The sequence below is a fragment of the Luteimonas wenzhouensis genome, from assembly GCF_007859305.1.
Classification (GTDB): domain Bacteria; phylum Pseudomonadota; class Gammaproteobacteria; order Xanthomonadales; family Xanthomonadaceae; genus Luteimonas; species Luteimonas wenzhouensis.
In genome coordinates this window covers 175,197-191,902 of the sequence record NZ_VOHE01000003.1, presented here as the reverse complement: position 1 = coordinate 191,902, position 16,706 = coordinate 175,197, and the positions used below count along the sequence as shown (strand labels likewise).

The window sequence follows — 16,706 nt, the reverse complement described above, 5'->3', positions numbered from 1 at the left end:
CGTTCGACCGGCGCTGTCAGTCGCCGCCCCCTTTCCTCGTGGATGGCAGGCCCGGACACCCCGGGCCGGCAGGGCCGCCGTCCGGCCCGCTCCTCCAGCAAAGGGTCCATTCCATGCACGTTCCCATGCACGTTTCCCCGCTTCGCGCGGCGTCGACCCTGGCGCTTGCGCTGTCCGCCGCCACTTTGGCCGCGTCCGCGCAGGCGGCGCCGGCCGAGCTGTACATCGATGCCGCCACCCACGCCATGCCGGGCATGCCAGGCATGGGCGCGATGGGCCGCCTGGCCGGCGCCATGGGCGGCCAGCGCCCCAGCTACGGCATGACCCGGCACCCGGGCATGCCCGGCCGTTACCTGGACGTCGCGCTGTACAACCGCGCCGCGCCCGGCCAGCCGGCCACCCAGGCCGTGCCCAAAGGGCTGCAACTGGGCAACAGCATCGAGCTGCTGGCGCGCGAGCGCGGCAGGGACGAGGCCGCCGGCAGCCACGACGGCAGCGGCGGCCTGGGCCTGGCCGACGGCGCCAGCTACCGCGTGCGCTATTTCTGGGGCTGCGGCGAGCAGGCGCGCAGCGGCCAGCCGGTGGAGTACTCGATGACCGTGCGCAACGGCAAGCCGGTGCAGGGCGGGCGCGCGATGGCGCCGCGCCAGGTGCCGGCGCAGGGCCCCGACATCGGCCCGCAGCACGTGCTGTGGCCCAACCCGGGGGCGCGACGCGGCGTGTCCGACACGGCCTCGCTGGTCGGCACCCACCGGCTCGAGGGCAGCGGCCTGCCGGCGTCGCTGCAGTTCGCGCTCGACCGGGGCGACGACTTCCTGCCCAGGATCGAGCTCGACAGCACGGGGAGCCCCGGCGAGGGCATGGCCCTGGAATGGAACCCGGTCGACGGCGCGCGCGGCTACTTCATCCACGCCATGGCCTCGCAGGGCGACACCATCGTGATGTGGAGCAGTTCCGAGGATGGCTACGCCGGCCCCGAGCTGATGGACTACCTGCCCGAAGCCCTGCTGGCACAGTGGACCGGCAAGCGCACCGTGCTCGGCGCCGACGCGCGCAGCTGCCGGATCCCGGCCGAGGTGTTCGCCGGGGTGGAGGCCACGCCGGTGGTGCAGATGATCGCCTACGGCGGCCAGCGCAGCATCGCCGAGCCGCGCCCGGCCGACGCCGGGCGCGACTGGTCCCCGGCCTGGACCGTGCGCGTGCGCAGCAAGTCCACCGCCATGCTCATGCCCGGCCTGGCCGCCGGCGCCACCCGCGACGCCGCCAGGCCGGCGGCAAAGGAGACCGCACGCGGACTGCTGCGCGGGCTGCTGGGCAACTGACGCGTCGCGCCACGCAGGCAAAAGAAAACCCCGCCTCGCGGCGGGGTTTTCCGTGTTGCGGTGACGCGGTCGGCGCTGGATCAGAAGTCCATGCCACCCATGCCGCCCATGCCGCCGCCCGCGGCCGCGGGCTCTTCCTTCTTCGGCAGCTCGGCCACCATCGCCTCGGTGGTGATCATCAGGCCGGCGATCGACGCCGCGTTCTGCAGCGCGGTGCGGGTGACCTTGGTCGGGTCCAGGATGCCGAACTCGACCATGTCGCCGAACTGGCCGTTGGCGGCGTTGTAGCCGAAGTTGCCCTTGCCGTCCTTGACCTGGTTGACGATGACCGACGGCTCCTCGCCGGCGTTGGCGACGATCTCGCGCAGCGGGGCCTCCATCGCGCGCAGGGCGATGGTGATGCCGTGGTTCTGGTCCTCGTTGGCGCCCTTCAGGCCTTCGATGGCGGCCTTGGCGCGGATCAGGGCGACGCCGCCGCCCGGGACCACGCCCTCCTCGACCGCGGCACGGGTGGCGTGCAGCGCGTCCTCGACGCGGGCCTTCTTTTCCTTCATCTCGACTTCGGTCGCGGCACCGACCTTGATCACCGCCACGCCGCCGGCCAGCTTGGCCACGCGCTCCTGCAGCTTCTCGCGGTCGTAGTCCGAGGTGGTCTCCTCGATCTGCGCCTTGATCTGCTTGATGCGCGCCTCGATCGCCGAGGTCTCGCCGGCGCCGTCGATGATGGTGGTGTTCTCCTTCGAGACCTGCACCTTCTTGGCGCGGCCCAGGTCCTGGATCGTGGCCTTCTCGAGCTGCAGGCCCACTTCCTCGGAGATCACGGTGCCGCCGGTCAGGACGGCCATGTCCTCCAGCATCGCCTTGCGGCGGTCGCCGAAGCCCGGGGCCTTGACCGCGCAGACCTTGACGATGCCGCGGATGGTGTTGACCACCAGGGTCGCCAGGGCCTCGCCCTCGACTTCCTCGGCGACGATCAGCAGCGGCTTGCCGGCCTTGGCCACGCCCTCGAGGATCGGCAGCAGGTCACGGACGTTCGAGATCTTCTTGTCGTGCAGCAGGATGAAGGGATCTTCCAGCTCACACTGCATCGACTGCTGGTTGTTGATGAAGTACGGCGAGAGGTAGCCGCGGTCGAACTGCATGCCCTCGACCACGTCCAGCTCGTTGTCCAGGCCCGAGCCTTCCTCGACGGTGATCACGCCTTCCTTGCCGACCTTCTTCATCGCCTCGGCGATGATGTTGCCGATCGACTCGTCGCTGTTGGCCGAGATGGTGCCGACCTGGGCGATGGCCTTGTCGTCGGCGGTCGGCTTGGAGAGCTTCTTGAGCTCCTCGACCGCGGCCTTCACGGCCTGGTCGATACCGCGCTTGAGGTCCATCGGGTTCATGCCGGCGGCGACCGCCTTGGAGCCCTCGCGGATGAAGGCCTGGGCCAGCACGGTGGCGGTAGTGGTGCCGTCACCGGCGGTGTCGGAGGTCTTGGACGCGACTTCCTTGACCATCTGCGCGCCCATGTTCTCGAACTTGTCGGCCAGCTCGATCTCCTTGGCGACGGACACGCCGTCCTTGGTGATCGTGGGCGAGCCGAAGCTCTTCTCGAGCACGACGTTGCGGCCCTTCGGGCCGAGCGTCGCCTTCACGGCATTGGCGAGCACGTTGACGCCGCGCACCATCTTGGCACGCGCGTCCTCACCGAAGCGGATTTCTTTGGCAGCCATTGGAAAACTCCGTGATTCTTGATTCGTGGATTGGTGTTTCGGAACCAGTGCGGGCGGCGGGGCGATCCGTAGGGCCCGCCGGACGGTTGGGCCGCGGGGCGTGGCTCACCCGGTCCGTGTCGCCGCCGTCATGGGTTTCAGCCGAGCAGGGCGAAGATGTCGTCTTCCCTCACCACCAGGTACTCGTTGCCGTCGAGCTTGACCTCGGTGCCGCTGTACTTGCCGAACAGGACCTTGTCGCCGGGCTTGACCTTGGGGGCACGCACGCTGCCGTTGTCGAGCACCTTGCCCTCGCCCACCGCCACCACCTCGCCCTTGATCGGCTTCTCGGTGGCCGAGTCGGGGATCACGATCCCGCCGGCGGACACCTTCTCTTCTTCCATGCGCTTGATGACCACGCGGTCGTACAGCGGCTTGATGTTGCTCATGTTCAATCCTCGCAAGTGATTGATTGCACTGTAAAAGGGGCGGCGATGTTAGCACTCGGCCCAAGGGAGTGCCAGCACCGCTGGCGCGAAAATCCCGGCTTTGGACCCGGGAGGTGCGGCCGAACATGGGGGCCGCGTCGGGGCTTTCAAGGGGGGGTGGCACTCCGGATCGGGCCGGCCCCTCAGGTGGGGGCTGCCGCGAGACGCGTCCAGGTCATCCGCCCCTGCTTTTGGCCAGGAAGTCCGGCAGGCGTGCGCGGGGGCCGGGTACGGGTACGCCCGGGGACGAATGTCTCCCGGCGCCGGCCTCCGGCCGGCGCCTCCTCCTTGATTTCGTCCCCGGACGCACCCGCACCCGCCTGGACCCATCCGGGCGGCACGGGTGCCCCCACCCCGGCCCTCCCCCCCAAACGGGGGAGGGGGCGCGCGTCGCGGCGGGGCGCTTGGCGAGAGCGGCTACCGGCAGCCGGGCCGTGCCGGGGTGGCAGGCCCCTGCGGCGAAATCAAGGAGGAGGCTTCCGCCTGCAGGCAGAAGCCGGGGGACATTTGCCGCGGGGGCCTGCCGCCCCGGCGCGGCCCGTCGGTCCCGACGCCCACCGGCCAGGCTGACGGCGCTTCGGGTGCGGCTCCGAAGCCGGACCATTTGCGCGGCGGCAGACCCCCGTGCCGCTCCACCGCCTCGACAGCGATTGCCCGGCGCGCGGTCGCGACGAAGCGCACAGGGACCGAACGGGCGCGGGATCGCCTCGGTTGGACCGAGCACGGGCCGCGTCTCAGTCCCCCACCGGCAACTCCAGCGTTTCCTTGACCTCTTCCATGACGATGTAGCTCTTGGACTCGCGCACGTGCGGCAGGGTCAGCAGGGTGCTGCCGAGCAGCTTGCGGTAGGAGGCCATCTCCGAGATCCGCGCCTTGATCAGGTAGTCGAAGTCGCCCGACACCAGGTGGCACTCGAGCACGTTGGGCAGGCGCAGGGCGGCGCGCCGGAACTCCTCGAAGATGTCGCCGGACTTGTAGGCCAGGCTGATCTCCACGAACACCAGCAGCCCCGCCCCCACCGCCTCGGGCGCGACCCGCGCGTGGTAGCCGGTGATCACCCCGTCGCGCTCCATCCGCCGCACCCGCTCGGTACACGGCGTGGTCGACAGCCCCACCCGCTCGCCCAGCTCGGTGAAGGAGATCCGCCCTTCCTTCTGCAGGATCTTCAGGATGCGGCGGTCAATCCGGTCCAGTCCCCTGCGCTTCACATCCGCTCCGGAAAGCCTCTTCCGCAGGAATATACCTCGCGATCGCGACATTCTTCGGGAGAACAAACTGGCTGATCGTTTCTATACTGGTTGAATCGCCGCAGCTGGCCGCGTATCGGAAGCACTCCACGGAACCGGGGGCGGCGGCGACAGGATCTCTACCGCCGGCACGGGCACGGCCCGCCGGTAGCAGCACACGGGCACACGCATGCGCATCCTGATCCTCGGCTCCGGCGTGATCGGCGTGACCAGCGCCTGGTATCTGCGCCAGGCCGGCCACGAGGTGGTCGTGGTCGACCGCGCCAGCGGGCCGGCGATGGAAACCAGTTTCGGCAACGCCGGCCAGGTCTCGCCCGGCTACGCCTCGCCGTGGCCGGCGCCGGGCATCCCGCTCAAGGCGCTGAAGTGGCTGCTGTCGCGCCACGCCCCGCTGGCGATCAAGCCGACCGCCGACCCGGAGCAGTACCGCTGGCTGTGGCGGATGCTGCGCAACTGCACCCACCATCGCTACGCGGTGAGCAAGGCGCGCATGGTGCGCCTGGCCGAGTACAGCCGCGACTGCCTGCGCGAACTGCGCCAGGCCACCGGCATCGAATACGAGCAGCGCACCCTGGGCACCACCCAGCTGTTCCGCACCCAGGCCCAGCTCGACGGGGCGGCGCGCGACATCGCGGTGCTGCGTGAATACGGCGTCGCCCACGAGCTACTCGACCGCGAGGGCATCCTGCGCGTGGAGCCGGCGCTGGCCGGCGTGGTCGACACCCTGGCCGGCGCGCTGCGCCTGCCCGGCGACGAGACCGGGGACTGCCACCTGTTCACCACCCGCCTGGCCGCGCTGGCCGCGGACGCCGGCGTCGAGTTCCGCTACGGCGCGACCGTCGAGGCGCTGCAGGCCGCGGGCGACCGCATCGCCGGCGTGCGCATCGACGGCCGAGTCGAGACCGCCGACCGTTACGTGCTCGCGCTCGGCAGCTGGTCGCCGAAACTGCTGGCGCCAGTGGGCATCCACCTGCCGGTGTACCCGCTCAAGGGCTACTCGCTCACCATCCCGATCACGCGCCCGGCACTGGCGCCGCACTCGACCGTGCTCGACGAGAGCTACAAGGTCGCGATCACCCGGTTCGACGACCGCATCCGCGTCGGCGGCATGGCCGAGGTGTCGGGCTACGACCTGTCGCTGCCGCAGCGCCGGCGCGAGACGCTGGAGATGGTGGTGCGCAGCCTGTACCCCGACGGCGGCGATCTCTCCGCGGCCACGTTCTGGACCGGCCTGCGCCCGTCCACGCCCGACGGCCCGCCGGTGGTCGGCGCGACGAAGTACCGCAACCTGTGGCTCAACACCGGCCACGGCACCCTGGGCTGGACCATGGCCTGCGGCTCGGCGCGCTACCTCGCCGACCTCGTCGACGGCCGCACGCCGGCGATCGACCCCGAGGGCCTGGACATCTCGCGCTACGACCGTCCCTGGCCGCAGCCCAGGGGCCTGCGCTGATGCGTCCGTCGCGCGCCACGATCGACCTCGACGCGCTGCGCCACAACTACCGCCTGGCGCGCCGGCTGGGCGGCGGCCGCGCGCTCGCCGTGGTCAAGGCCGATGCCTACGGCCACGGCGCGATCGCCTGCGCGCGCGCGCTCGAAGCGGACGCCGACGGCTTCGGCGTGGCCTGCATGGAGGAGGCGCTGGAGCTGCGCGAGGCCGGGATCGAGGCGCCGATCGTGCTGCTCGAAGGCTTCTTCGACGCCGACGAACTCGACCTGGTCGAACGCCATCACCTGTGGACGGTCGTCGCCTCGCCCTGGCAGGTGGATCTGCTCGAGCGCCACCGGGCGCGCCAGCCGTGGCAGGTGTGGCTCAAGCTCGATTCGGGCATGCACCGGCTGGGCCTGTCGCCGGAGGAGTTCGTGCCGGCGTGGCAACGGCTCTCGGCCCTGCCGTGGATCGAGCGCATGGTGGCAATGACCCACTTCTCGCGCGCCGACGAGCTCTCCCACCCGAGCACGCCGGGGCAGATGGCCGTGTTCGAGTCGGTACTGGCGTCGCTGCCGCCCGGCACCCCGGCGAGCGTGGCGAACTCCGCCGCGCTGATGGCCTGGCCCGCGACCCGCCGCGAGTGGGTGCGCCCGGGCCTGATGCTGTACGGCGCGCACATGCTCGACGCCCCCTGCGCCGCGGCCGACGAACTGCGCGCGGTGATGACGCTCGAATCGAAGGTGATCGCGGTGCGCGACCTGGCCGCGGGCGAGCCGATCGGCTACGCCGGCACCTACACCACCACGCGGCCCACGCGCGTGGGCGTGGTCGCCGCCGGCTACGCCGACGGCTATCCGCAGTACGCCACCTCGGGCACGCCGGTGGTGATCGACGGCCGTCCGGGCGAGCTGATCGGGCGGGTCTCGATGGACATGCTCACCATCGACCTCACCGACCATCCGGAAGCCGGGCTCGGCAGCCGCGTGGAACTGTGGGGGCCGAACCTGCCGGTGGCGGAAGTGGCCGCGCGCAGCGGCAACAGCCCCTACCGCCTGCTCGCCGGCCTCAAGCGGGTGCCGCGCCGCTACGCGTGACGGGGCGCCGGCGCGTCAGAAGCGCCACGCCGCCTGCAGCATCGTCTCGCCGTCGTTGGGCTGGTGGATGCTGGCGTTGGAGATGTGCCGGGCCAGCAGCGAGAAGCGGTTCCAGCGCCAGCCGAAGGTGCTGATGAACTGCGGGTCGCCCGAGAGGGCCTCGGTCTTGCCGCTCTGCACGCCGGCGCCGAAGCCGGCGACCAGGCCGCTCGGCCGCTCGTAACGCAGGCCGGCGTGGACCACGGTGACGTCGTCGAAGTTGTCGTAGTGCGAATCGCTGCGCCCGCGCACGTGCATCGCGCCGATCTCCCAGCGCAGCGTGCCGCCGCGATACTCGCGCCACTCCGGAAGCCAGGCGGCGGCGAACACCGGGGTGTCCTCGTTGTCGCGGGTGAACGAAACGCCGGCGCCGACCTCGAACCGGTCGGCGGCGTGCGCGGCGAAGGCGCAGGGGAGCGTCAGCGCCAGCAGGGCCAGCAGGCGCGCGGGGGCATGGATCGGTCGCGACATGGGGACACCGGTGGGGGAACTCGAAGCTGCGCAGGATAAGACCTCGCGCCCGGGTCCGGTACGGCCGCCCCGGCGCCGGCCCGGCACGCAGCGTTCCGGGCGCGGCCCGGTTACCCTGTCGCCGTTCCCCGACGACGCGCCCATCCATGCCGCTGCCCGCCCTGTCCGGTCTTGCCGACGCCGGTTTCGAGCTCGAGGGGGGGCGCGGCGGACGGCTCGACGTCGAGGCCGCGACCGGGCCCGGGGCGGTGTTCGACCGCTTCTTCGCCGCCTACGACGAGGCCTTCGTGCTGCCCGACGAGAAGGAGGGCCGCGAGGGCTTCCTCGAATGCCTGGCGCTCAATGGCGCCGGCGCGATCGCGGCGCCCTACGCCGAATGGGTGCTGGTGGCCTCGCGCGACGGCGACGTCGTGGGCGGCGCCAACTTCTTCTGTCACGCGCTCGAGGGCCGAGACGGCTCGGCGCTGGCGATGAACCTCAACTACGTGTTCGTGGCGCCGGCGCATCGTGGCCGCGGCCACCTGCGCGACATGGTCGCAGCCGCCCGCCGGCTGGCGCGGATGACCTTCGCCGGCGCCGACGCGCTGCCGCTGTACCTGTTCATCGAACTCAACGATCCGCTGCTGATGGACGCCGAGGCCTATGCGCTCGACAGCGAGGTCGCCGGCATCGACCAGTTCGACCGCGTGGCGGTGTGGGCGCGGCTGGGCGCGCGCCTGCTCGACTTCGACTACGTGCAGCCGCCGCTGTCGGCCAGCCAATTCGCCGACACGGGCCTGATGCTGGGCGTGGTCGATCCGCCGCATCCGGCGCTCGACGCCTGCGTGCTCGGCACGCACCTGGAACGCTTCTTCGCGGTGTCGGTGCTCAAGGGCGGCGACCCGCACGCCGATCCGGACACCGCCGCCCAGCTGCGCGCGTGCGCCACGCGCTGCATGGCCGGCGAGGCGATCCGGCTGCTCGATCCCATGCCGCGGCTGGATGCGCTGCGGCCACTCGCCGGCCGGGGCGGCAGGGGGCCGGGCCTGCGCGCCCGGCTGGCCGCGCCCGGCGCCGGCACCGAAACGCTTCCGGGGAACCCCGCATGACCCTGCCGCAACCGGCCGACGACGACCTGCTCGCGCGCGCCCTCGCCCTGCGCGGCGAGGGCGGTCGCCTGCACCTGACCCTCTCCTTCCTCGTCGAGGAGACGCGGATGCAGGCACTGGTGGTGGACGGCGAAGGCCGCTGCTTCTGGAACCGGAAGCTGCTCTCCGCGCTGCGCGGCGACGACGGCGGCGACGATTACCAGGACAGCCGCCGCCTGGGCCGCGCGATCGAACCGCTGTTCAACGACATCGCCGACCGCCAGCGCGGGCTGTTCATCCAGGACTTCCTGCTCGACACGCCCAGCGCGCCGCAGCGCCCCGGCGACAGCGACGGCGAGAACGTGTGCGACGAGCCGGAGATCTCGTTCCCCGCCGACATCCGCTGGGAAACCGAGGGCGACCGCTTCGCCCTGTCGCTGGCGCAGCCGGTGCGGCTGCGGGCGCGCTGCCGCGCGTTCTGGGTCGCGCACTCCAACGCCGCGCTCACCTACCACCTGTCGCTGGAACTTCCCTACGCGCACGACCACGCCCACTACTACGCGCTGTCGCTGCTGCAGAAGGCGGTCGCGCCGACCGAGGGCACGCAGTGGCTCGACGGCGACGGCGGCCTGCGCGTGCACTCGCGCGAGGCCGGCGGAGCGCTGCCGCTGGCAGGGTACCTGGAGGCGATGTTCGAACGCCACGCCGCCAGCCTGCTGGCCGGCATCCGGGTGGAGCTGGGGCGCCGCGGCATCGCCATGGCGCCGCCCGTGCCCGGCCGCAGCCTGTGGCAGCAGCTGCTCGGCGAGCGCGAAGGCGAGCGCCCCGCGCTGCGCACGCCGGCCGGCCTGCGCTGCCGCGGCGTGGTCCTGCTGCAGGACCCGTACTTCTTCGCCCTGCTGCGGCCGCAGCTGCGCCTGCAGCTGCGCGACGTGCAGGCGGTGCGACCGGCGCGCGACGAGGCGGGCCGCAGCCGCTACGACGAGCAGCTGCTGCGCGCGCCCGGGATCCCGCCGCACCACCTCGACTACTACTTCCTGTCGGGCTTCCTGCAGAACATCGTCGACTTCCTGCGCCAGGACGTCTCCGAGATCCAGGACGGCACCGACCCGATCTACCCGCCGGCCGGGGTCGAGGACGACGACAGCCACTTCCTGGTCTACGCCACCCAGTCGGCGGTGTACGAGGTCGTGGCCGGGTCGCGCAGCCTGGACGTCGGGCGCGGCTGGATCGGCACCTGCCCGTACCTGTTCCTCGTCCACCTGATGACGCTGCACAACGAGACCCTCGTGCACCGCTACGAGGCGATGGTGCGCGGGCTGGTCGAGCAGCTCGAGCGCGACGGCCTGCTGCACGCCGAGACGGTGAAGGACGGCGGCGCGTGGTCCACCCGCGTCGCCGACGAGGCGTTCGAGGCGTTTCGCCGCTTCCGCCTCGACACCTTCAACCACGTCGCGCGCCACCGCTACTTCAACGTGCTGCGCTACGACACCGAGCGCGAGTTCTACGAATCGATCGAGACCGTCCGCGGCATCCAGCAGCGCGAGGCCTACTGGGCCGGGGTGGTGTCCGACCTGGAGCGCACGGTCGACGACCTGCGCGGCAACGAGGCGCAGAAGTCGGAGAAGTTCCTCGAACGGGTGCTGTTCTACGTGGCCTTCCTCGGCCTGCTGCAGGTGGTGTTCCAGCTGATCGACTTCGGTTTCGACGGCGCCTGGGAGAAGCTGCGCTGGTCGCTCGCAGCCTTCGGGGCCACGGTGGTGGCGATGCTGGTGCTGCTGCACTCGCGCGGCCTGGTCAGTACCCGGCGCTGGCGCCAGGCGCTCGACGTGCGGCGCCGGCGCCGGCCCGAGGACCTGTCCGGCTGAGGGCGCGGCGCGGTCGGATACCCTATTGGGCCCGCCCCGCCCCCCGGATCACGTGAGCGCCATCGCCTGCCTGTGCACCTGCCCCGACGCCGACACCGCGCGCCGCCTCGCCGGCGCGCTGGTCGGGGAACGGCTGGCCGCGTGCGTGAACCTGCTGCCCGGCGTCCGCTCGGTGTACCGCTGGCAGGGCGAGGTGCACGAAGACCAGGAAGTGCTGCTGGTGGTCAAGACCACGCGCGCGCGCCTGGACGCGCTGACGGAGCGGATCCGCGCGCTGCACCCGTATGAACTTCCGGAAGTCGTGGCGGTCGATATCGCCGGCGGCCTACCGGCCTACCTGGCCTGGATCGCCGAGGAAACCCGCACCGGAGACTCCGCATGATCCCCCACCGGGCCAGGCGCCGGGGCCGGCTCTGCGCGCTGCTGCTGGCGGTGGCGCTGCCGGCGGCCGGGGCCGTCGATGAAACCCAGCTGCTGCCCGTGGACGAGGCGTTCGTGCTGCAGGCGCGCGCGCCGGCGCGCGACCGGATCGAGATCGACTGGACGATCGCGGACGACTACTACCTCTACCGCCACCGGACTTCGGTGCGGGTGGTGGAAGGCGGCTTCGAGGCGGGCCCGCTGCAGCTGCCTGCCGGCAAGCGCCACGTGGACGAGTTCTTCGGCGAGGTCGAGACCTATCGCGGGCGCCTGGCCGCGGTGCTGCCCGGCACCGCCGCGGGCGACGCCGGCACGCTCGTGCTGGAGGTGAAGTACCAGGGCTGCGCCGACGCCGGCGTCTGCTATCCGCCGCAGACGCGCCGGCTCGACGTGGCGCTGCCCGCGTCCGGCGACGCCGATCCGGGTTTCGCCTCGCTCGGCCGGTCGCTGGCCGGCGGCGCCGGCGCCGCGCCCGTGCTGCCGGGCACCGACGCCGCGGGCCGCGCACAGGCGCTGCCGCTGCCGCCCGAGCAGGCGTTCGGCTTCGAGGCCATCGCCGACGGCGGCGAGCGCCTGCTGCTGCGTTTCACCCCGGCGCGCGGCTACTACCTCTACCGCGACCGCAGCAGCTTCCGGGTCGAGGGCGCCGATGGCATCGCCGCGGGCGAGCCGCGCTGGCCCGCGGGCACCGCGCACCGCGACGAGCACTTCGGCGAGGTGGTGGTGTACTTCGACCAGGTCGATGTGCCGCTGCCGCTGAAGCGACGCACGCCGGCGGCGGCGACGATCCGCCTGGTCGCCACCTTCCAGGGCTGCCAGGACGAGGGCATCTGCTATCCGCCGATGACCCGCAGCGTCGAGGTGGCCCTGCCGGCGGCGGGGGCCCCGCCTGCTCCGGCGGCCGCAACGGCCGCGGACGCCGGCCCCGGACCCGGCGGGGTTCCGCCTGCCGGGGAAGCGGCGGGCGGCGCGCCGGCATCCGCGCCCGCCGATGCCGGCGGCGCCGGCGACGGCGCCATCGCGTCCCGCGACGCCTCGGGTGACAACGCCGCGCGCACCCGTCCCCCGTCCGGGGCGGGCCTGCCGGCGGGCGGTGCGATCGGGGCGCTGGTCCTGGCCCTGCTCGGCGGCCTGGTGCTGAACCTGATGCCGTGCGTGCTGCCGATCCTGTCGCTGAAGGTGCTTGGCGTGGCGCAGAGCGGCGAGGGCCGCCAGCGTGCACGCAGCCACGCGCTCTGGTACACCGCCGGCGTGCTGGCGTCGTTCGCGGCGATCGGCGCGCTGGTCCTGGCGCTGCGCGCCGGCGGCCAGGCCCTGGGCTGGGGCTTCCAGCTGCAGCAGCCGTGGTTCGTGGCGGCGCTGGTGTACCTGATGTTCGCGGTCGGCCTGGCGCTGTCGGGCGTGTTCACCATGGGCGGCGGGCTTGGCAACCTCGGCCATGCGCTGGCCAGCCGCAGCGGCCCGGCCGGCGATTTCTTCACCGGGGTGCTGGCCTGCGTGGTCGCCAGCCCCTGCATCGCGCCGTTCATGGGCGGCGCGCTGGCATTCGCGTTCACCGCGCCGCCGTGGCTGGCGCTGCTGGTGTTCCTGGTGCTGGGCCTGGGCCTGGCGTTGCCGTTCCTGCTGGTGGGGCTGGTGCCGGCGCTGGCGGACCGGCTGCCGAAGCCCGGCGCCTGGATGGAGACGCTCAAGCAGGTGCTGGCGTTCCCGATGTACCTCACCGCGATCTGGCTGCTGTGGGTGCTCGGCCGGCAGCGCGGCGTCGACGCGATGGCGCTGGTCGCTGTCGGCCTGGTGGTGTTCGCGCTGGCGCTGTGGTGGTTCGAGCGGCGGCGCTGGCGCGGCGGGCGCCTGGGCAGTGCGCTGGCGCTGGCGCTGGCGGTGCTCGCGCTGGCGCCGGTGTGGAAGGTCGGCTCGCTGCCGCCGCCGCAGCAGGCGACGACCGGGCAGCTGTCCGAGCCGTGGAGCCCGGAGCGTCTGCAGCAGCTGCGCGAGGAAGGCCGCGTGGTGTTCGTGAACATGACCGCCGACTGGTGCGTGACCTGCAAGGCCAACGAGCGCCGGGTGCTGTCGCAGCCGGCGTTCCGCGCGGCGCTGGCGCAGGCCGGGGCGAGCTACCTGGTCGGCGACTACACCAACACCGATCCGCGCATCGCCGCGTTCCTCGACGCGCACCGCGCGGTCGGCGTGCCGCTGTACGTGGTGTACCCGCGCGGCGGCGGTGAGGGCGAGGTGCTGCCGGTGCTGCTCACCGACGACATCGTGGCCTCGGCGCTGGAGCGCGCGTCGCGATGAAGCTCACGCCGGCAAAGGTGGTCCTGGTCGCGCTCGCGGCCGGCGGGCTGGGCCTCCTGGCCGGGCTGATGGTCACCGGCGGCGGCCCGATCTGGGGCACCGACGCCGGCCAGCGCCTGCTCAACGACGCGCTCACCGCCAGCGCCCCGCCGCTGCCCGACGGCGGCACGGTGGCCCGGCGCGGCGAGCCGCTGCCCGCCGTGCGCCTGAACACCCTCGACGGGCACGCCCTGCAACTGCCGGACGACTTCGCCGGCCGGCCGCTGCTGGTCAACGTCTGGGCCAGCTGGTGCCCGCCCTGCATCGAGGAGATGCCCGAGCTCGACCGTTTCGCCCGCGAACAGGGCGACGACGGCGTGCAGGTGCTCGGCCTGGCCCTGGACGAACCCGAGGCCGTGCGCGCCTTCCTCGAGCGCGTGCCGGTGCGCTACCGGCTGGCGATCGACGCCCCCGGCCCCGCCGACGCCGGGGTGCGGCTGGGCAATCCCCGAGGCGTGCTGCCCTATTCGATCCTGGTCTCGGCCGACGGACGCCTGCTCAAGCAGAAGATCGGGCCGTTCGACCCCGGTGAACTCGACCGCTGGGCACGGCCTTGACGCCATCGGCCAGGACGTGCGCCGGGGGCAGGACGGGTCGCGGCTGAAGCCGCACCGACAGGGTGTGCCGCGCGTGGGGAGGGGCGGTCGCAGCCGGAGCCGCTCGTGCGGGGGCAGGGCCTGCGGGGGATCGGGCCCTTGACGGGGCGAAAACTCAAACAACCGCTTAAATCCGGCAAACTTCGCCGAACTGGACACGATCCGGCGCTTGCGCCAGACTGCGCGCCTGTTTCGCCGCGACCCCGCAATGGCCCGACTGCTGCTCCTGCACGGCCCCAACCTCAACCTGCTCGGCACCCGCGAGCCGGAGGTCTACGGGCGCACCACGCTGGCCGACATCGACGCCACCCTGCACGAGCAGGCCGCCGCCGCCGGCCACGAACTCGAGTGCCTGCAGTCCAACGCCGAGCACGTGCTGGTCGAGCGGATCCAGGCCGCGCGCGACGATGGTACCGCGTTCATCCTGATCAACCCCGCCGCGTTCACCCATACCAGCGTGGCGATCCGCGACGCGCTGGCCGCGGTCGCGATCCCGTACATCGAAATCCACCTGTCCAACCCCCACGCCCGCGAGCCCTTCCGCCAGCACAGCTACTTCAGCGACAAGGCGGTGGGGGTGGTGTGCGGCTTCGGCGCGGACAGCTACGCCTACGCGCTCGACGCCGCCCTGCGCCGCCTGGCGCCCGCCGGCGCCTGACCCGAATTTCCCTTTACCGGTAGTCCCACCAGAGGCCGTCCATGGACCTGCGCAAGCTCAAGAAGCTCATCGAGTTGCTCGAGGAGTCGAACCTGGCCGAGATCGAGATCCGAGAAGGCGAGGAGTCCGTCCGCCTGTCGCGCGGCAGCAGCGCCGCCCCGGCGGCCTACGCGCCGGCGCCCGCCGCCGCGGCCGCGCCGCGCGAGCCGGTGATGCCGATGCTCTCGCCGGTCGACGGCCCCACCGGCGGCCGCCAGGCCGCGCCCGAACCCGCGGCGCCCGGCCTGCCCGAGGGCCACGTGGTCACCTCGCCGATGGTCGGCACCTTCTACGCCTCGCCGGCGCCGGACAAGCCGGCGTTCGTCACCGTCGGGCAGACGGTCAAGGTCGGCGACACCCTGGGCATCATCGAGGCGATGAAGATGTTCAACCCGATCGAAGCCGACGCCGCCGGCACCATCCTGGCCATCGCGGTGGAGAACGGCCAGCCGGTGGAGTTCGACCAGCCGCTGTTCGTGATCGGCTGAGGCGGCCCCGATGCTCGACAAGGTCGTCATCGCCAACCGCGGCGAAATCGCGCTGCGCATCCTGCGCGCCTGCCACGCGCTGGGCATCCGCACGGTCGCGGTCCACTCCACCGTCGACCGCAACCTCAAGCACGTGGCCATGGCCGACGAGTCGGTGTGCATCGGCCCGGCGCCGTCCAACCGCAGCTACCTCGACATGCCGGCGATCATCGCCGCGGCCGAGGTCACCGACGCCCAGGCCATCCACCCCGGCTACGGCTTCCTCAGCGAGAACGCCGACTTCGCCGAGCGCGTGGAGCAGTCGGGCTTCGTGTTCATCGGGCCCAAGGCCGAGACCATCCGCCTGATGGGCGACAAGGTCGAGGCGATCCGGGCGATGAAGGAGGCCGGCGTGCCCTGCGTGCCCGGCAGCGACGGGCCGCTGGGCGACGACGTGGCCACCAACAACCGGCTGGCCAACGACATCGGCTACCCGGTGATCGTCAAGGCCGCCGGCGGCGGCGGCGGGCGCGGCATGCGCGTGGTCCACACCGAGGCGGCGCTGGCGAACGCGATCGCCACCACCAAGCAGGAAGCCAAGGCCGCGTTCGGAAACGACATGGTCTACATGGAGAAGTTCCTGGAGAACCCGCGCCACGTGGAGATCCAGGTGCTCGCCGACGGCCAGGGCAACGCCATCCACCTGGGCGAGCGCGACTGCTCGATGCAGCGCCGCCACCAGAAGGTGGTGGAGGAAGCGCCGGCGCCGGGCATCACGCCCGAGCAGCGCGAGGAGATCGGCCGGGTGTGCGTCGAGGCCTGCCTGCGCATCGGCTACCGCGGTGCGGGCACGTTCGAGTTCCTGTACGAGAACGGGCGCTTCTACTTCATCGAGATGAACACCCGCATCCAGGTCGAGCACCCGGTCACCGAGATGGTCACCGGCATCGACCTGATCCGCGAGCAGCTCCGGATCGCGTCCGGGCAGAAGCTGTCGATCCGGCAGGAGGACGTGGTCCTGCGCGGGCACGCGATCGAGTGCCGCATCAACGCCGAGGACCCGGAGACCTTCCTGCCCTCGCCGGGCCTGATCCAGCACTTCCACGCCCCGGGCGGCCCGGGCGTGCGCGTGGACTCGCACATCTACGAGGGCTACACGGTGCCGCCGAACTACGACTCGATGATCGGCAAGCTGATCGTGCACGGCGCCGACCGCGAGCAGGCGATCGCGCGCATGCGGGTGGCGCTGTCGGAGATGGTGATCGACGGCATCCGCACCAACATCCCGCTGCACCAGCGGATCATGGCCGACGGCGGCTTCCAGGCCGGCGGCCAGAACATCCACTACCTCGAGAAGCGGCTGGCCGAACGCAAGGAACGGCCGCTGGGCATCGGCTGAACCGGGCCGCCGCGGCCGGGACGGTCGCGGCGCGTCGCGCTATCCTCGCCGTACGCCCTGCCCCCCCG

15 protein-coding genes are annotated in these 16,706 nt (G+C 72.2%); 11 read left to right on the top strand and 4 right to left on the bottom strand.

Annotated features, from left to right (window positions below):
• Window positions 1-125 precede the first annotated feature (125 nt).
• Window positions 126-1,322 carry a hypothetical protein gene (locus FQY79_RS07205; protein WP_146312204.1) on the top strand — a complete coding sequence of 399 codons (1,197 nt, stop codon included), beginning with the start codon at window positions 126-128 and terminating at the stop codon, window positions 1,320-1,322.
• 80 nt (window positions 1,323-1,402) lie between these two features.
• Here the strand turns inward: FQY79_RS07205 and groL are convergent, their stop codons facing one another.
• The 3 genes from groL to FQY79_RS07190 all read right to left on the bottom strand — a co-directional run bounded on the left by groL (window position 1,403) and on the right by FQY79_RS07190 (window position 4,766).
• Window positions 1,403-3,040 (bottom strand): chaperonin GroEL, encoded by a 1,638-nt coding sequence (groL, locus tag FQY79_RS07200; RefSeq protein WP_146312202.1) that lies wholly within the window; start codon window positions 3,038-3,040, stop codon window positions 1,403-1,405.
• A gap of 137 nt (window positions 3,041-3,177) precedes the next feature.
• A complete protein-coding gene (gene groES, locus FQY79_RS07195; protein ID WP_146312200.1) occupies window positions 3,178-3,468 on the bottom strand; it encodes a co-chaperone GroES in 291 nt (96 codons plus the stop codon).
• Window positions 3,469-4,241: 773 nt separating this feature from the next.
• Window positions 4,242-4,766 (bottom strand): winged helix-turn-helix transcriptional regulator, encoded by a 525-nt coding sequence (locus FQY79_RS07190; protein WP_146312198.1) that lies wholly within the window; start codon window positions 4,764-4,766, stop codon window positions 4,242-4,244.
• A gap of 157 nt (window positions 4,767-4,923) precedes the next feature.
• On the opposite strand from FQY79_RS07190, the gene FQY79_RS07185 reads away from it, so the two are divergent.
• A complete protein-coding gene (locus FQY79_RS07185) occupies window positions 4,924-6,207 on the top strand; it encodes a D-amino acid dehydrogenase (protein ID WP_146312196.1) in 1,284 nt (427 codons plus the stop codon).
• Entirely contained in the window at window positions 6,207-7,280 is a 1,074-nt protein-coding gene (alr, locus tag FQY79_RS07180; RefSeq protein WP_146312195.1) for an alanine racemase, read from the top strand. Before FQY79_RS07185 ends, alr begins: the two co-directional genes overlap by 1 nt.
• Window positions 7,281-7,295: 15 nt before the next feature.
• On the opposite strand, the gene FQY79_RS07175 is transcribed toward alr, so the two are convergent.
• Window positions 7,296-7,790, bottom strand: coding sequence for an acyloxyacyl hydrolase (locus tag FQY79_RS07175; RefSeq protein ID WP_027071082.1), 495 nt, complete (start codon window positions 7,788-7,790; stop codon window positions 7,296-7,298).
• 146 nt (window positions 7,791-7,936) lie between these two features.
• On the opposite strand from FQY79_RS07175, the gene FQY79_RS07170 reads away from it, so the two are divergent.
• The 8 genes from FQY79_RS07170 (at window position 7,937) to accC (ending at window position 16,638) form a co-directional block, all read left to right on the top strand.
• Window positions 7,937-8,878, top strand: a complete 942-nt coding sequence (locus tag FQY79_RS07170) for a GNAT family N-acetyltransferase (RefSeq protein ID WP_146312193.1) — start codon at window positions 7,937-7,939, stop codon at window positions 8,876-8,878.
• Complete coding sequence (locus FQY79_RS07165; protein ID WP_146312191.1) at window positions 8,875-10,725, top strand: hypothetical protein; 1,851 nt, start codon at window positions 8,875-8,877, stop codon at window positions 10,723-10,725. The genes FQY79_RS07170 and FQY79_RS07165 overlap by 4 nt, the downstream gene beginning before the upstream one ends.
• 52 nt (window positions 10,726-10,777) lie before the next feature.
• Window positions 10,778-11,107 (top strand): divalent-cation tolerance protein CutA, encoded by a 330-nt coding sequence (gene cutA / locus FQY79_RS07160; protein ID WP_027071081.1) that lies wholly within the window; start codon window positions 10,778-10,780, stop codon window positions 11,105-11,107.
• A complete protein-coding gene (locus tag FQY79_RS07155; protein ID WP_146312189.1) occupies window positions 11,104-13,440 on the top strand; it encodes a protein-disulfide reductase DsbD family protein in 2,337 nt (778 codons plus the stop codon). The genes cutA and FQY79_RS07155 overlap by 4 nt, the downstream gene beginning before the upstream one ends.
• Window positions 13,437-14,036: a TlpA family protein disulfide reductase gene (locus FQY79_RS07150; protein ID WP_146312187.1), complete on the top strand. Its 600-nt coding sequence runs from the start codon at window positions 13,437-13,439 to the stop codon at window positions 14,034-14,036. The genes FQY79_RS07155 and FQY79_RS07150 overlap by 4 nt, the downstream gene beginning before the upstream one ends.
• Window positions 14,037-14,283: 247 nt before the next feature.
• Window positions 14,284-14,733 (top strand): type II 3-dehydroquinate dehydratase, encoded by a 450-nt coding sequence (gene aroQ, locus FQY79_RS07145; RefSeq protein ID WP_146312185.1) that lies wholly within the window; start codon window positions 14,284-14,286, stop codon window positions 14,731-14,733.
• Between the two features lie 41 nt (window positions 14,734-14,774).
• Entirely contained in the window at window positions 14,775-15,260 is a 486-nt protein-coding gene (accB, locus tag FQY79_RS07140) for an acetyl-CoA carboxylase biotin carboxyl carrier protein (protein ID WP_146312183.1), read from the top strand.
• Window positions 15,261-15,270: 10 nt separating this feature from the next.
• Entirely contained in the window at window positions 15,271-16,638 is a 1,368-nt protein-coding gene (gene accC, locus FQY79_RS07135; protein ID WP_146312181.1) for an acetyl-CoA carboxylase biotin carboxylase subunit, read from the top strand.
• The last annotated feature ends 68 nt before the right edge of the window (window positions 16,639-16,706 follow it).

Bases quoted from the DNA above. Each gene is read 5' to 3' on its own strand.
- groL (WP_146312202.1), bottom strand. From the start codon at position 3,040: ATGGCTGCCAAAGAAATCCGCTTCGGTGAGGACGCGCGTGCCAAGATG.
- FQY79_RS07205 (WP_146312204.1), top strand. From the start codon at position 126: ATGCACGTTTCCCCGCTTCGCGCGGCGTCGACCCTGGCGCTTGCGCTG.
- accB (WP_146312183.1), top strand. From the start codon at position 14,775: ATGGACCTGCGCAAGCTCAAGAAGCTCATCGAGTTGCTCGAGGAGTCG.
- FQY79_RS07185 (WP_146312196.1), top strand. From the start codon at position 4,924: ATGCGCATCCTGATCCTCGGCTCCGGCGTGATCGGCGTGACCAGCGCC.
- FQY79_RS07165 (WP_146312191.1), top strand. From the start codon at position 8,875: ATGACCCTGCCGCAACCGGCCGACGACGACCTGCTCGCGCGCGCCCTC.
- alr (WP_146312195.1), top strand. From the start codon at position 6,207: ATGCGTCCGTCGCGCGCCACGATCGACCTCGACGCGCTGCGCCACAAC.
- FQY79_RS07170 (WP_146312193.1), top strand. From the start codon at position 7,937: ATGCCGCTGCCCGCCCTGTCCGGTCTTGCCGACGCCGGTTTCGAGCTC.
- aroQ (WP_146312185.1), top strand. From the start codon at position 14,284: ATGGCCCGACTGCTGCTCCTGCACGGCCCCAACCTCAACCTGCTCGGC.
- FQY79_RS07175 (WP_027071082.1), bottom strand. From the start codon at position 7,790: ATGTCGCGACCGATCCATGCCCCCGCGCGCCTGCTGGCCCTGCTGGCG.
- groES (WP_146312200.1), bottom strand. From the start codon at position 3,468: ATGAGCAACATCAAGCCGCTGTACGACCGCGTGGTCATCAAGCGCATG.
- FQY79_RS07155 (WP_146312189.1), top strand. From the start codon at position 11,104: ATGATCCCCCACCGGGCCAGGCGCCGGGGCCGGCTCTGCGCGCTGCTG.
- FQY79_RS07190 (WP_146312198.1), bottom strand. From the start codon at position 4,766: ATGTCGCGATCGCGAGGTATATTCCTGCGGAAGAGGCTTTCCGGAGCG.
- FQY79_RS07150 (WP_146312187.1), top strand. From the start codon at position 13,437: ATGAAGCTCACGCCGGCAAAGGTGGTCCTGGTCGCGCTCGCGGCCGGC.
- accC (WP_146312181.1), top strand. From the start codon at position 15,271: ATGCTCGACAAGGTCGTCATCGCCAACCGCGGCGAAATCGCGCTGCGC.